Source organism: Dyadobacter psychrotolerans (genome assembly GCF_004349265.1).
Classification (GTDB): Bacteria; Bacteroidota; Bacteroidia; order Cytophagales; family Spirosomataceae; genus Dyadobacter; species Dyadobacter psychrotolerans.
The window spans coordinates 38373-52778 of the sequence record NZ_SMFL01000006.1 but is presented as its reverse complement, the minus strand read 5'-3'; the positions used below and the strand labels follow the sequence as shown (position 1 = coordinate 52778).

13 protein-coding genes are annotated in these 14406 nt (G+C 42.2%); 2 read left to right on the top strand and 11 right to left on the bottom strand.

The window, feature by feature from the left end:
* Positions 1-101: 101 nt before the first annotated feature.
* From E0F88_RS17230 to E0F88_RS17220, 3 genes are read right to left on the bottom strand one after another with little or no spacing between them, the layout of a single operon-like run.
* The gene (locus tag E0F88_RS17230; RefSeq protein WP_131959525.1) at positions 102-1460 is read right to left on the bottom strand and encodes a RagB/SusD family nutrient uptake outer membrane protein; all 1359 of its coding nucleotides are present in this window, start codon (positions 1458-1460) and stop codon (positions 102-104) included.
* A 27-nt stretch (positions 1461-1487) separates the two neighbouring features.
* Positions 1488-1946, bottom strand: a complete 459-nt coding sequence (locus E0F88_RS17225) for a RagB/SusD family nutrient uptake outer membrane protein (RefSeq protein ID WP_131959524.1) — start codon at positions 1944-1946, stop codon at positions 1488-1490.
* Positions 1947-1950: 4 nt separating this feature from the next.
* Complete coding sequence (locus E0F88_RS17220; protein WP_165940098.1) at positions 1951-4641, bottom strand: SusC/RagA family TonB-linked outer membrane protein; 2691 nt, start codon at positions 4639-4641, stop codon at positions 1951-1953.
* Between the two features lie 81 nt (positions 4642-4722).
* Between E0F88_RS17220 and E0F88_RS17215 the strand changes: the two genes are divergently transcribed.
* On the top strand, positions 4723-6051 hold the full coding sequence (locus tag E0F88_RS17215; protein WP_131959522.1) for an AAA family ATPase: 1329 nt from the start codon (positions 4723-4725) through the stop codon (positions 6049-6051).
* On the top strand, positions 6051-7301 hold the full coding sequence (locus E0F88_RS17210; protein WP_131959521.1) for a tetratricopeptide repeat protein: 1251 nt from the start codon (positions 6051-6053) through the stop codon (positions 7299-7301). Before E0F88_RS17215 ends, E0F88_RS17210 begins: the two co-directional genes overlap by 1 nt.
* A gap of 121 nt (positions 7302-7422) precedes the next feature.
* Here E0F88_RS17210 and E0F88_RS17205 read toward each other — a convergent pair whose 3' ends face one another.
* The 8 genes from E0F88_RS17205 to E0F88_RS17170 all read right to left on the bottom strand — a co-directional run bounded on the left by E0F88_RS17205 (position 7423) and on the right by E0F88_RS17170 (position 14337).
* Complete coding sequence (locus tag E0F88_RS17205) at positions 7423-8538, bottom strand: helix-turn-helix transcriptional regulator (RefSeq protein ID WP_229213802.1); 1116 nt, start codon at positions 8536-8538, stop codon at positions 7423-7425.
* A gap of 182 nt (positions 8539-8720) precedes the next feature.
* A complete protein-coding gene (gene accC / locus E0F88_RS17200; RefSeq protein WP_131959520.1) occupies positions 8721-10064 on the bottom strand; it encodes an acetyl-CoA carboxylase biotin carboxylase subunit in 1344 nt (447 codons plus the stop codon).
* 34 nt (positions 10065-10098) lie between these two features.
* A complete protein-coding gene (gene accB / locus E0F88_RS17195) occupies positions 10099-10578 on the bottom strand; it encodes an acetyl-CoA carboxylase biotin carboxyl carrier protein (RefSeq protein ID WP_131959519.1) in 480 nt (159 codons plus the stop codon).
* 91 nt (positions 10579-10669) lie between these two features.
* Positions 10670-11236: an elongation factor P gene (gene efp, locus E0F88_RS17190; protein ID WP_131959518.1), complete on the bottom strand. Its 567-nt coding sequence runs from the start codon at positions 11234-11236 to the stop codon at positions 10670-10672.
* 86 nt (positions 11237-11322) lie between these two features.
* Positions 11323-12318, bottom strand: a complete 996-nt coding sequence (locus E0F88_RS17185) for a beta-ketoacyl-ACP synthase III (protein ID WP_131959517.1) — start codon at positions 12316-12318, stop codon at positions 11323-11325.
* 89 nt (positions 12319-12407) lie between these two features.
* Positions 12408-13346 carry a phosphate acyltransferase PlsX gene (gene plsX / locus E0F88_RS17180; protein ID WP_131959516.1) on the bottom strand — a complete coding sequence of 313 codons (939 nt, stop codon included), beginning with the start codon at positions 13344-13346 and terminating at the stop codon, positions 12408-12410.
* Between the two features lie 132 nt (positions 13347-13478).
* Entirely contained in the window at positions 13479-13673 is a 195-nt protein-coding gene (rpmF, locus tag E0F88_RS17175) for a 50S ribosomal protein L32 (protein ID WP_131959515.1), read from the bottom strand.
* A gap of 94 nt (positions 13674-13767) precedes the next feature.
* A complete protein-coding gene (locus E0F88_RS17170; protein ID WP_229213801.1) occupies positions 13768-14337 on the bottom strand; it encodes a YceD family protein in 570 nt (189 codons plus the stop codon).
* Positions 14338-14406: the final 69 nt, after the last annotated feature.

The following is a 14406-nucleotide window of genomic DNA, read 5'->3' as shown; positions in this document are numbered from 1 at the left end:
GTAGGAGGACAATTAAATTAAAACATCATAAGCTCAAGCAAGAAGAGGATGCCTTTATGAGACACCCTCAAGTTATTTATTTTTTAACTACACGTTAGAAATTACCAGCCGTAGTTCTGAACCAGATTCGGATCACGGTCTATTTCAGATTGAGGGATCGGCATCAGGTAGTGATTGTCTTTGAATACCCTGTTTTGTAATATCACAACTTTGTAAAAAACAGCAACGCCTGCTGCTTCACTGGTTGTTGGCAAGCCGGTCGATTCCAGTTCGGCCTGGGTTGGACGGGCATTTAAGCCATGTACCGGTCCGTTATCAACCGTTTTTGCAATAAGCCACCTGCGTACATCCCAGAAACGGTGGTTTTCAAAAGCAAATTCGACACGCCTTTCATTCTGGATTCTTTTTCGCATTCCGTCTTTACCTGCGTCGGTGGTTATGATAGGCAAATCTGGCATGGAAACCCGTTTTCTTACCGTATTTATTGCTGCGTAAACACTTGCATCAGGAGCGGCAAGGTATTCGTTCATAGCTTCGGCGTAGTTAAGGTACATTTCAGCCAGGCGAATGATTGGGTAATTGCGTGCAGCATTTCCCGTGTTGGCATTACGGTCGACATTAGGTGAACACCATTTGCGCCAGTTATAACCACTTTCGCAGTTAGTGCCGTTTTTAGGCCATCCGTCTGAAAGATTTCCGCCGTTTGCACCAAACCAGGCCAGTTTTACCGGACGGGTAATAACAGCCGTCCGCCAAACAGAATACTGGAAAAAGATGGAAGCATAAAATCTTGGATCACGGTTTTTATACATATTGGAAATGTTAGTAACATTGGCCTGTTTCAATCCATCCCACATTTGGCCGTTCCAAGATCCTGCTGTCGTGTATCCCGAAGCAGGGTCCGTAATCGGATAACCCGTTGCAGTTTCATAAGCATCTACCATTTCCTGGGTCACGCTCATCTTGCCATTTCCTTTATATGGCTGTCCGTTAGGAAGATAATTGGATTCAAAAGTATTATTATCTCCAAAGGTGTAAGGCAGGATTGTCTCATTATACTCTCTTGTATAAAACAGCTGTGCATAATTATTGACAGGGTTTTCCGGGCTGGGAGAGTACAGTTTATATACCCCCAAATCAATCACCGCTTTTGCTGCATCAGCCGCTTTTTTCCATTTTTCCTTATCATAAGTTGTATTAAACAACGCTTTGCCATCGCTGTTTTTAACATTGGCATAAAGCGGATTACCGTTGAAGAGCGGGCTCGCGGCATAAAGAAGCGTTCTTGCTTTAAGGGCAAGTGCAGCGCCTTTGGTGATACGTCCCAGCTCCTCGGGCGTTTCTGAGTAAGAAAGCGGAAGACCTGCTGCCGCGGCATCACACTCAGAACTTATGAATGCAACAACTTCGTCAACAGAATTCCGGGATACCTGGTTACCGGCAATATCAGCAGGGTTCATCACGTCATGTGTAAGAGGAACTGCGCCTTAACGTTTGAACAGCTCGAAGTAAAACATGGCACGAAGAAAGCGGGCTTCTGCAACATACCTTGGAATACGTGGCGTATAGTAAGATGCCAGGTCACCCGGAATAGTCGTTTTTTCTATATTTTTCAGGAAAATATTAGCAGCACGTATGTTGCGGTAACGAGCCGTCCAGTTATCATAGGGATTGTCAGTTGGTCCCCAGGCTCCCAGATTATATTTAAGTATGGGCGGATTTTCCCAGTGATGTTTACACTCATCTGTTCCTGCACCAAGCTCAGGTTCCGGAAAACCGTCATTGGGCAGGGCGTTGTAAAGATTGGCAAGAGCCGCATCCGCATTTTTGATATTGTCGTACACATCCTCTTCGGATATGAGTTCATTAGGTACTACGTTAAGGAAATCCTGGCAGGAGAAGGTAATTAACGCAGTGATGAGAAATATGATTGTATTTTTTTTCATGTCTTTAGAAAGAAAAGGTTAGACCTGCGTTAAGAACTTTTTGCTGAGGATAATTACCGGTTCCGTTTGGAATTTCAGGGTCAAAGATTTTGATTTTGTCCCAGGTCAGCAGGTTTACGCCATTTACATAAATTCGCGCGTTATCAAAGCCAATTTTTTTGATCAGCTTTTTAGGGAAAGTATAGCCGATTTCTGCATTTTTTAGTCTGAGATAATTGTTAGAGTATACCCAAAAAGTCGAGTTCTGATAATTGTTCGGATTGTCGTTGGAAGTCATCCTTGGGAACATGGCGTTCTGGTCGGGGTTTTCGGGTGTCCAGTAGTTATCCTGCACAGCAGAAAGGACACCTGCATAACGGCTGAACGGCCATACAGAAATACCCGTGAGCCATACACTGCCGCCCAGCGCTCCCTGAAACAATACACTGAGATCGAAGCCTTTATAATGATAACCAAGCGAAACCCCAAACATGGCTTCCGGTGTGTTTACTTTATCAAGATACCCCTGATCCAGATTGGTGATTGCTCCGTCACCATTGATATCTTTGTATTTAATATCTCCGGGTTTTGTAATACCATAAGCCGTTTGAACCGGACTGGCATTTATTTCTTCCTGACTGTTAAATAATCCAATGGCGGTCAAACCGTAAAGTTCACCAACTCTGCGGCCGGTTCTTGCCTGCCATTCTCTTCCTGTGTAGGCCGGTTCTGCAATGTTGATGATTTTGTTTCGGGCAAAGGAATAATTGGCACGAACATAATAACCCTGTTCGCCAAAGTTTTTCTTGTGTTCCAAAACCAACTCAAAACCTTTATTATCTACAACTCCTGCATTCACCAGAGGAGAGGAAACGATCCCAACCATCGCAGGAAGTGTTTGCGGTGTAGTTAAAATATTTACCCGATGTTCAGAAAATACATCTGCGGTGAATGATACTGCATTTTGCCATAGACCCAATTCCAGACCTACGTTGATTTTTCGTGCTCTTTCCCAGGTTACGTTTGGATTTCCTGTCGCGGATTCAATGGCGCCACTATATGAATCTCCGTTGTAGTTCTGTCCAAACCGATAACCTGCACCGGTCAGCGACCACGTACTTAAATAAAGGAAGCGGCTATCGCCCAAATTACCATACCGGTCGTTACCTACATCTCCGACAGATGCGCGAACTTTCAAAAGATTTACGAATGAAAATGCGTCGCTGCGTCTCATAAAATTTTCATTGGAAATAATCCAGCCGACGGAGACAGCAGGAAAGAATCCGAAACGTTTACCGGAAGGGAAGTTTTCAGATCCGTTAAAACCAAAGTTAAATTCCGCCAGATACCTATCGTCGTACGCATAAGCAGCGCGGCCTACATATCCCTGATACTTAAACGGAAGCCCTCTTACTGCATTTGCCTGTCCACCGGATACATCCAGAAAATAACTTTGCTGATTGTAAAGACCCATTAAATTCACACCATGTTTTCCGAAATCGCGGTCGTAATTCAGGTAAGCTTCCACCACAGTTCTCCGCGTGCCGTTCCCTGACACATCGTAGCTAAGTGTATTGTTACCGGCGTTACCAACCAGGAGGTATTGCCCTTTACTTAAGTCCGGCTGATTTTCGTCCGTAACATATTGATAAGTGCTGTAAGATTTGATCCGGCTTACGTTCCGGGTGTTTACCACATCAAAAGATAGCCTCGCCCGTGCACTAAGGCCTGGTGTAATCCAAGGCATTTTTAGTTTAAAACCGGTGGTGGCCTGAACCGTGTTTTCGAACAACCGCTGATATCCTGACTGCGTGAGCAAACCGTATGGACTTGCTGTGCGCGGTGCCATACCTGAAATTGAGCCATCCGGGTTGTCAAGCGGATACCACCAGGCAGGGATGGACTTTGCAGATGCAAAGATTCCGTCGGCGCTTGTTCCGGGATAATTACGGTCACGGATGATCGCCCCCAGGTTGAGCTCCATCGACAGATCCTTCGTAATATCCAGATCGACATTTGACCTGAAATTGTATTTATTGGTTACTGCCTGTATATCATAATCTTTAATTTTATCTTCAAAATTGTAAAGTCCCTTTTGTTTCATGTAGGAAAGTGAAACAAAATATCTGGCTGATTTTGATCCTCCTGACACATTCAGGTTTGTTTGTGTCATAGTAGAATAAGGTTTCAGCAACTCCTTCATCCAGTCGGTGTTTGGATACAAATATTGATAGGTCGGGTTAGAACGGTCCCTGAATTTCTCAATGTATTCGTCTGTGTACAGGTTGGCATTCAGTCCATCATTGATAAGTCCTTCCCGATACAGATGAAGTGCATTGTACGAATCCAGGTATTCAGGAACACGTGTCGAAGATTGAAAGCCTTTTTGCAATGAAAAAGAAACTCTTGGTTTTTCATTAGAACCTCTTTTTGTTGTTACCAAAACAACACCATTGGCACCTCGCACACCAAAAACCGCGGTGGAAGATGCATCTTTCAGGATCGTAATGTTATCAACTTCATTGGCATCAATTCCGTTGAAAGAGCGTTCAATTCCATCCACTAATATCAGCGGGCCCTGTGCACCTGAATTAAATGTTCCAAATCCGCGAATCCAGATATTCGCCGCATCCGCGCCTGGCTCGCCGCTGTTTTGCACTGTGATCAACCCAGGTAATCTTCCCGCGAGGGCTTTCCTGAAAATTACTTTTACCAAAATGGCACGGTTAAATGATATTTCCCGTATTATTAATGGTTAGTCAGGAATTCAAGGGCAGTACCCATCAGAAAATAAGATATGGACGATAATTCAATCAATAGTTTAAAGGAGGCGCTTAGGTTTTCTCCCGACAATATTCCTCTGAAACAGCATCTTGCGGAAATTTTATTAAGGGCCAACCGGCTTGAAGAAGCGGAAGAAGAGTTTTCAGGACTATTAAAACTTTCATCAGACAGTAACGCAAAATTTGGACTCGCCAGAGTTTTCTTTTTAAGAAATGAATATTCAAAATGTAATGTGATTTTGGAACATCTTATAGAAGATGAACCCCGAAACTTCGATATGCTTCTTTTGTATTCCAGAGCTTTGCTTCGGGAAAATACGATTTCCAGTGCTATGGAAATTTATAAAAGAGCATTAAAACTAAATCCCGGGTATCTGGATGAAGAACTGGACAGGGAGTTACGGCTTTCCGGAACAGCGTCAGATGATGAGGATGAATACGACGATGAAGAATATGATGACAATTTCGAAAGCAGCTTTATTCAGAGACCTTCCATTAATTTTAGTGATGTGGGCGGGATGGAAAATGTTAAAAAGGAAATTGACCTGAAAATCATTAAACCGCTTTTGCATCCTGATCTTTATAAAGCGTACGGAAAGAAAACCGGTGGCGGGATTTTGCTTTATGGCCCTCCCGGATGCGGAAAAACATACATTGCAAAGGCTACTGCCGGACAGGTAAATGCAAAATTTATCAATGTCGGGCTGAGTGATATTCTGGATATGTGGATTGGCAGCAGCGAGAAAAATCTGCATGATATTTTTGAAGTTGCCCGCCAAAATACACCTTGTGTACTGTTTTTTGATGAAATCGATGCGCTCGGAGCAAGCCGAAGTGACATGAAACAGTCGAGCGGCAGACATCTGATCAACCAGTTTTTGCAGGAACTCGACGGGATTGATAACAACAATGAAGGGATTCTGATCCTGGGTGCGACGAACACGCCCTGGCATTTAGATCCGGCTTTCAGACGCCCAGGCCGGTTTGACCGGATTATCTTTGTTCCGCCGCCAGATGAAGCGGCAAGAGAATCTATTCTTCAATTGAAATTGCGGAATAAACCAGTTGATGGTATTGATTTAAAAGGTCTTGCTAAAAAACTGGAACATTATTCAGGTGCGGATATTGAAGCTTTAATTGATATTGCTATTGAAGAAAAAATAGAATCATCGTTTACGGACGGTATTCCAAAACCGATTAAAACGGTGGATCTGATGAATGCAAGCAGAAAGCATAAGTCCAGCACGCTGGAATGGTTTACTACTGCCAAAAACTTCGCCCTTTTCGCCAATGATTCTGGGTTGTATGATGATATTCTTCTGCATTTAAAAATAAAAAAATAATGACTGAACCCCTTCTTCAGAGAGCAGAGATATTAATTCAGCAGCAAAGATATGCTGACGCAGAACGCATTTTAAAAGATGTACTAAGCACGGATCCCAACGATGTGCGGACATTGGTTTTATTAACCGAGGTAAATTTTCAATTGGGGCAAATTGATAAGGCAGTTACATTGATCGATACGGCGATTGGTATTAGTCCGGAAAGTGCCTACTTGTTTTATATCAAAGCTCGGATTTCGATTTATCGTGATAAATATGATGATGCTGAAAAATATATAAAACAGGCATTGGAACTTGATCCTTCCGATGCGGATTTCTATGCTTTGTGGGCTTCGGTAAAATTAACCCGGAAGCAATTTGAGGAAGCATTGGACATGTCTAACCGTGCACTGGAACTGGATCCGGAAAATATTCTTGGTTTAAACACCAGAAGTACTGCACTGCTTAAACTGAACAAACATGAAGAATCATTTCAGACCATTGAAGGTGCTCTACGGGAAGATCCGAATAATGCCTATACCCATGCAAACTACGGCTGGAATCTGCTTGAAAAAGGTAACCAGAAAAAGGCACTGGAACATTTCCGGGAATCCCTGAAAAATGATCCCAATTCTTCCTATGCCCAAAGCGGAATGGTTGAAGCCTTGAAAGCAAATAATATTTTTTACAGGCTTTTTTTAAAGTATGCGTTCTGGATTGGCAATCTTACTTCCAAATATCAGTGGGGCGTCATTATCGGCTTTTATGCCGGTTCGAAAATTCTCAGGTCTATTGCTGCGAACAATGAAGTTTTGCAGCCTTTCCTGAATCCGCTGATCATTTTGCTCGCACTTGTTGCCTTTTCTACCTGGATTATTACGCCGGTCAGCAACCTGTTTTTGAGATTAAGCAAATATGGCAAACATCTTCTGAGCCAAAAGGAAATCATGAGTTCCAATTTTGTCGGAATCAGTTTTGTGATTTTCCTGGCCGGTTTATTGGCTTACTTTGTTGCCGGAGACTTATTTCTGCCAATTGCTGTTTTTGGTTTTGCCATGATGGTTCCGTTCAGTACCATGTTCGCGCCTTCGAAGTACAAATATTCATTGGTTATCTATGCGGCATTTATGGCTTTAACCGGAATAGCGGCTATCTGGGCGACGTTTGCCACCGGTGAAGTCTTTAATTCGTCGACAACGGTATTTGTGTTTGAATTTATAGCGTTTCAGTTGGCAGCCAATTTTCTGATCATTAGGGAGAATAATTATTAGTTGTATAAACTGCTTAATCGAGATCATCCTTGTAAGTCACACGCCTAATATTCGATTTTCAAGGATGATTTATTCTAAGAATGGAACGAATGCTGCTAAACTCCCTCTTTTTACGTTCAACTCAAACAACCTCCGTCACAACTCCGCTTTCTATCATCTCCATTCCACATTCAATCAGATATTCGGCAAACTGGAGGAGATGTATTAAAAGGATCCGGATTTTATTGGGCAAATAACCAAAGTGTTTTTTAAAGGCTGCAGTAAAATGCGTGGCATGCTTATAACCCATTTGCTGGGCTACTTCTGAGATTTTTGTTTCTTCTTCACATAGTAAAACCTTCGAACGCTCCATCCTGAAATCGTGCAGATAGCCGAAAACAGTAGTACCAAACACTTCTTTAAAATACTTTTTCAGATTAAATTCATTGGTACCAATCTGATGTGCAAGATCTTTTAACGACAATGGTGTTTCGATGTTTTCCAGCAGGACTTTTCTTGCAAGATGCATTTTTTCGATATCCTCCTGCTTCAATGCAGAGTCAAAATCAGGAAGTGGTAATTGTTCGTACTGGTCAAATTGCAGTGCCAGAAGTTCGATAACCTTTGCTTTTACAAACAGGCTCTTATGATAACCGCTGTAAGTGCAATGCAGGATTTCAAATAAGGTGGAGATCATTTTGGGCGTCACAGGTAAATTTCGCTGACTCAAAAACGCCGGCAATATCTCTGAAATACCATTTTGAAAATGCCGGTAAAGCGGATGTTCTTCCGGTAAGGTTTTGAAGAAAAAATCGGTAGTGATATTAATTGCAAAAACTTCTGTTTCCTCCTTTGGCTGCCACTGAACCAACATATTTTTTTTGGGAAGAAGTAAAAGATTGTGCTGATGCGGTTTAAATCTTACAAATGGCCGTGACTGCGTTTCATTTAAATAAACCGTTGAATTTTGCAGACTGAAGTTCATTTGGACATGAGATCCCGAACTATTAACAAGCACCGGTTTTTTGGAAAGTGAGCGAAAGCGCCCATACCAAACATAAATATCTTCGAGTAACAGTTCTTTTCCAAATCCGATCCGAAATTCGTCGTCATAACCGATGTCATTTTCGATCACTTCATCTTTCTTAATCGCAGAAAAATCAGGATAATGCCAGTGGTTTGCCTTAGTTTCCTCAATCGAAATGGTAGTAGCAGGTATTTCTCCATGATACATCATTTTTTCTCCTTTTACCGTCATGATTGCGATTTTGCAAAAAATATCTTTCTGCAAAAGTAGAGTTATTTAGACTGCATATAAACAATCTTAAATAAAAACTTTTTAGCGGTAATGCTTCGGGTTCCTTTATTAAAACAAAAAGTCCGGCCTCTTTCGAAACCGGACTTTATTATCCTTTGCCCTGTATCCTAATCCCTCTGCGCCTAGAGCGTAGAAAAATCAAAGGTTTCGAGATATTTTGTAGTGAAATTTCCGGATTTGAAGCCGGGATCATCCATTAGTTTAATATGGAAAGGGATTGTTGTTTTAATACCTTCAATGACAAATTCCTGCAAAGCACGTTTCATACGTGTAAGTACTTCCTCGCGTGACTGTCCGCTTACGATAAGCTTGGCAATCATAGAGTCATAATTTGGCGGAATGGTGTAGCCGCTGTAAACATGGCTGTCGATACGAATGCCATGACCACCAGGAAAATGCAGGTTTGTGATCTTACCAGGTGATGGCCTGAAGCCGTTTGCCGGATCCTCGGCATTAATCCGGCATTCCATTGCAAAAAGTTTTGGAGTATAATTGACGCCGCTGATCGGTTCGCCGGCAGCAACTTTAATTTGCTCTTTAATTAAATCAAAATCCGTTACTTCTTCTGTGATCGGGTGTTCAACCTGAATACGGGTGTTCATTTCCATGAAGAAAAACTCGCCGTATTTGTCTACCAGAAACTCGATCGTACCTGCACCCTCGTAACCGATAGCCTGTGCGCCTTTGATAGCGGCAGCACCCATTTTTTCACGTAATTCAGGCGTGATAATAGGGGAAGGTGTTTCTTCTACCAGTTTTTGATGACGACGCTGAATTGAACAGTCGCGTTCTGACAAATGGCAAACTTTACCGTATTGATCTCCGATAATCTGAATTTCAATATGGCGTGGTTCAACTACAAATTTTTCAAGATACAAACCGTCATTTCCAAATGCCGCAGCCGATTCGGTACGTGCATCATTCCATGCTTTTTCAAATTCGTCCGGTTTATTAATTACCCGCATACCGCGTCCGCCCCCTCCGGCAGTTGCCTTTACGATTACCGGATAACCGATACCTTCAGCAAGTCTTTTTCCCTGTTCAACAGATTCAAGTAAACCTTCTGAACCAGGCACAACCGGCACGCCTGCTTTAATCATGGTTGCCTTGGCGGTTGCCTTGTCGCCCATTCCGTTGATCTGGGCTGCTGTGGCACCGATGAATTTGATACCGTAATCCGCGCAGATCTGTGAAAATTCAGCGTTTTCTGATAAAAATCCGTATCCCGGATGTATGGCGTCAGCGCCGGTAACTTCGGCCGCTGAAATGATATTTTGAATGCTAAGATAAGACTGACGGCTTGGAGGAGGACCTATACAAACGGCCTCATCAGCAAAGCGGACATGGAGACTATCGCGATCTGCAGTAGAATATACAGCAACCGTTTTAATGCCCATTTCACGACAGGTCCTTATAACACGCAGGGCGATTTCGCCCCGGTTGGCAATGAGTATCTTTTTAAACATGAAAATCTATTTAGTTACAGATCAGCCATTACCCTTATGCAGGCTCAACCAAAAACAAAGGCTGGTCAAATTCAACCGGAGTTGCGTTTTCTACCAGTATTTTTACAATTTTTCCTGAAATCTCAGATTCGATTTCGTTGAAAAGCTTCATTGCTTCAATTACGCAAACCACTTTACCCGGTTTGATTTCATCACCGATACTTACAAATGAAGGGGTTTCAGGGCTTGATGCACGGTAAAACGTACCAATCATTGGTGATTTGATCGTGATCAGATTTGAAGCAGCAGGTGCAGCGCTTGTTTCAGTTGGTGCTGCGCTGTTCGACTGTGCAACAGGTGCTGCCTGAACAGGTGAAGACGCAGGAGCTGTTGCCTGGGGAGTTGAGGTATAAACTACCGGAGCAGAACCATACCTTTTTACCTTAATCTTTAATTCGTTCGTTTCAATATTCACCTCATCAAGTCCCGACTGGGCGATGAAATCAATTAGCTTTTGAATTTCTTTAGTTTCCATTTGGACAGTTTTAAGCAGTGAAGGAAAGAAACGGTTCAGGCTCATTTATAAGCAGATAACACGATTCTTTTACCTTTAACAGAAAATGAAATTATGATTTTACCCTTTCTACGTAATCGTAGGTGCGTGTGTCGACTTTGATTTTTTGGCCTTCCTCAATAAACAAAGGAACCATGATACGGGCTCCCGTTTCAACTTCAACCGATTTTTTAGGGGAGTTGGTTGTGTCGCCTTTTAAGCCCGGCTCCGCATAAGTTACTTCTAATTCCACAAAAGGCGGCAATTCACAAAGTAATGCAGCCTCAGTTTCTGTGTTGATCAGGATTTCAACTTCCTGGCCATCCTTCATAAGATCGGCATTGGTAATCAGTTTTTCATCAATCAAAACCTGATCAAAAGTTTCAGAGTTCATGAAGTTGAAACCGACTTCATCTTTGTACAAAAACTGAAATTTATGACGTTCAACGCGAACCGGTAGAATGGTAGCACCAGATGAAAAAGTGTTGTCCAACACTTTGCCGGATGTAAGACTTTTTAATTTTGTACGAACAAAAGCATTTCCTTTGCCGGGTTTAACGTGCTGAAATTCTGTAACCTGAAACAGATCATGGTTATAGTGTATTACCAATCCGTTACGCAAATCTGCTGTAGTTGCCATTTTAATTCAATAATAATGCGAAATAGTTTTCAATGAAAAATGTAGAAGAGTACCTGGCAGATTCATTTCAGCCAGATATTCTTTTCTTATTCCCCGATAGCCCATTTTAAATATACTGAGCCCCAGGTAAAACCGCCACCGAAGGCGGATAATATCAGATTATCTCCTTTTTTTAATTGTGATTCGTAATCCCAAAGACAAAGCGGGATTGTAGCGGAGGTTGTATTGCCGTATTTCTGAATGTTCATCATCACTTTGTCCATCCCCACACCCATTCTGTTGGCTGTCGCTTCAATAATCCGGCGATTAGCCTGATGCGGCACCAGCCAGGCAACGTCGTCACTGGACAAACCATTTTTCTCCATAATTTCAGCGGAAACGTTGGCCATGTTTGTCACTGCGAACTTAAATACCTGTGCGCCGTCCTGGAAAACATGATGCCACCGTTTATCGATTGTCTCATGCGTAGGAGGGTAGCGACTCCCCCCGGCTTTCTGATGCAGATAAGGATAACCCATTCCATCAGAGCGAATTATAGAATCGTAAATTCCATATCCCTCGGTATCAGGCTCAAGCAAAACTGCTCCGGCTCCGTCGCCAAACAGAATACATGTTTTGCGATCTGTATAGTCCGTTATTGCGGACATTTTATCCGAGCCAACAATAACGATCTTTTTATATTTTCCGGTCTCAATAAACTGAGACCCCAGTGTAAGTGCATAAACGAAACCTGAGCAGGCAGCCTGAATGTCAAAGCTCCCAACGTTGCGGATACCAACCATATCACAGATCAGGTTCGCAGTACAGGGAAAAATAAAATCAGGAGTAGTGGTTGCACAGATCAAAAGATCTATTTCAGAAGGTAAAGTGTTGGTCTTAGCTAAAAGGCCTTTAACCGCTTCTGCGCCCATATGCGAACTTCCCAAGCCTTCTCCTTTCAGAATGCGCCTTTCTTTGATACCCGTACGGCTAACGATCCACTCATCGTTGGTGGCAACCATCGTTTCCAGTTCGGCATTTGTGAGAATGTAGTCAGGCACATACCCTTGTATTCCTGTAATAGAGGCTCTAATTTGGGTCATGGTTCAATATAACAATCAAAATCCGGTTGGATTGTGGTAAAAGACAATGTCGTTTTTATTGATATTAGCGTGGTTGTCTGCATTCGGTATCAGTTCAGGGCCTGGGCAATGTGCAGGTATGCTTTGGATTTAACCTGTTTGTATGCCCAGCCTATCATATTCTTAATAGCCAGTGGTGACGAAATTCCATGCGCGATCATCACATTGCCGTTTACTCCGATAATTGCGCTGCCGCCTATCGATTCGTAATTGGTTTGATCAATGAAATCATCTTTTATTCCTCGTTTACGGGCAATCTCATAAAGCGATTCGCCAAGTTTGAACAGAATATTACCTGTGAAACCGTCCGTTACGATTACATCTGCTTTATTATTGAAGAGGTCTTTCCCTTCAATATTTCCAATAAAGTTGATCTTTTTATTCCCTTTCAGAAGCGGGTAGGTTGCTTGTGATGTTAATGATCCCTTCTGTTCTTCTTCACCGATGTTCATTAACGCAACGCGTGGACTTTCTATTTGAAAAGTATACTGAGCAAAAAGAGAGCCGATTTCTCCGAATTGGGCAAGAACCTCCGGCTTACAGTCGGCATTTGCACCAATATCGAGCATAATAGCATGTCCGCCTCCTACCTGAGGAACAAAGCCTGCAATAGCGGGCCTTAGAATTCCTTCGATTGCTTTTATGCTAAAAAGTGCACCTACATGCATCGCACCGGTGTTGCCGGCACTGCAAAATATGTCCACTTCTTTCTCTTTAAGAAGTCTGAAACCTACTCCGATACTGGAATTAGGCTTTTGTGAAAGTGCTTTGGTGGGATGTTCGCCCATCTCAATAACATCTTCTGCATGAACGATGTCAATATTGGTAGGAGTAAAATTATTTTGGTTAAAAATCTCCAAAATAGCACTTTCTCTTCCAATTAACACGATTCTTGCCTCCGATGGTAGTTCAGAAGCGGCTTGTATAACCCCTTCAACAATAGCCTGTGGAGCCAAATCTCCCCCCATAGCATCTACCGCAATTTTCATTTACACGCTGTTATTTTATACTAATAAGTTAGAAATCGAAGGTGTAAATTTAGCAGTTGTGCCTTAGTAAAAAAGAATTTCGCAACAACTTTTATAGGGCTGCTGCGAAATTGATATCTTCACTGTTAAAAATTAAACCGTTTTAGTATAGTTTTCAACTACTACTTTACCCCTGTAAACCAGATTTCCTTCGTGTACGTGCGCACGGTGGAACTGGTGGATTTCACCTGTTGAAGCGTCTGTTCCTAGTTGTTTACCAGTTAGGAAGTCATGCGCTCTGCGTGTATCGCGACGGGTTTTGGAAATTTTCCGCTTGGGATGTGCCATGATGCTTTATGTTCTGTATGTTAATATTCGTTTTTGAAATTCTTATTTATATGTTTTGCTATTTTATCGTATTCAAAGAATACGTAAACAAAACTTATTCTCCTTTTAGCTTTTTCAATGCTTCCCAACGCGGGTCTATTTTTTCCTCCGGCTCATCTTCGTCAGTCTCATCATCACTTTGAGAGGAATAAACCAGCACTACTTCATCTTCATCCTCCGTCAGGCCATTTTTATCATCCTCAGTGCGCAGGCTGGGATGTATTTTTTTAAATGGCAGAGAGAGTGCAATAAACTCAAAAATGTACCTGGCGATGTTTATTCGAGGAGTATTTCTGTTTATGATCTCAATCTCATCCGTCAATTCCTCATTCCGGTCGCCATATTTCAAAATGATTTTTTCATCTGAAATAAATGGTTCTTCAAACGGTTCAAGGCTTCTGTCGCAAGTTAATCCGACGGTCCCCTCAGTGTGAAAATGAATCTGGATCATGGTTGCAGACTTCGTCAGCTGCACATGCGTTTTAAAATAGCCCTTTTCAACGATATCCTGTTCCAGTTCCTCGAAAAACGCATCTCCCGACTCCATATCATAGTCATACTGTTTGTCTTCCAAACCGTAAATGTCTATGTTGTATTTACTTAGCTCTTTCACTATTTCTGACAAAAGGACTGCAAAGGTAGTGTCTTTTCGTGTTAATAAAAAAACTATGGAGAATTTTTATTGCACAATAAA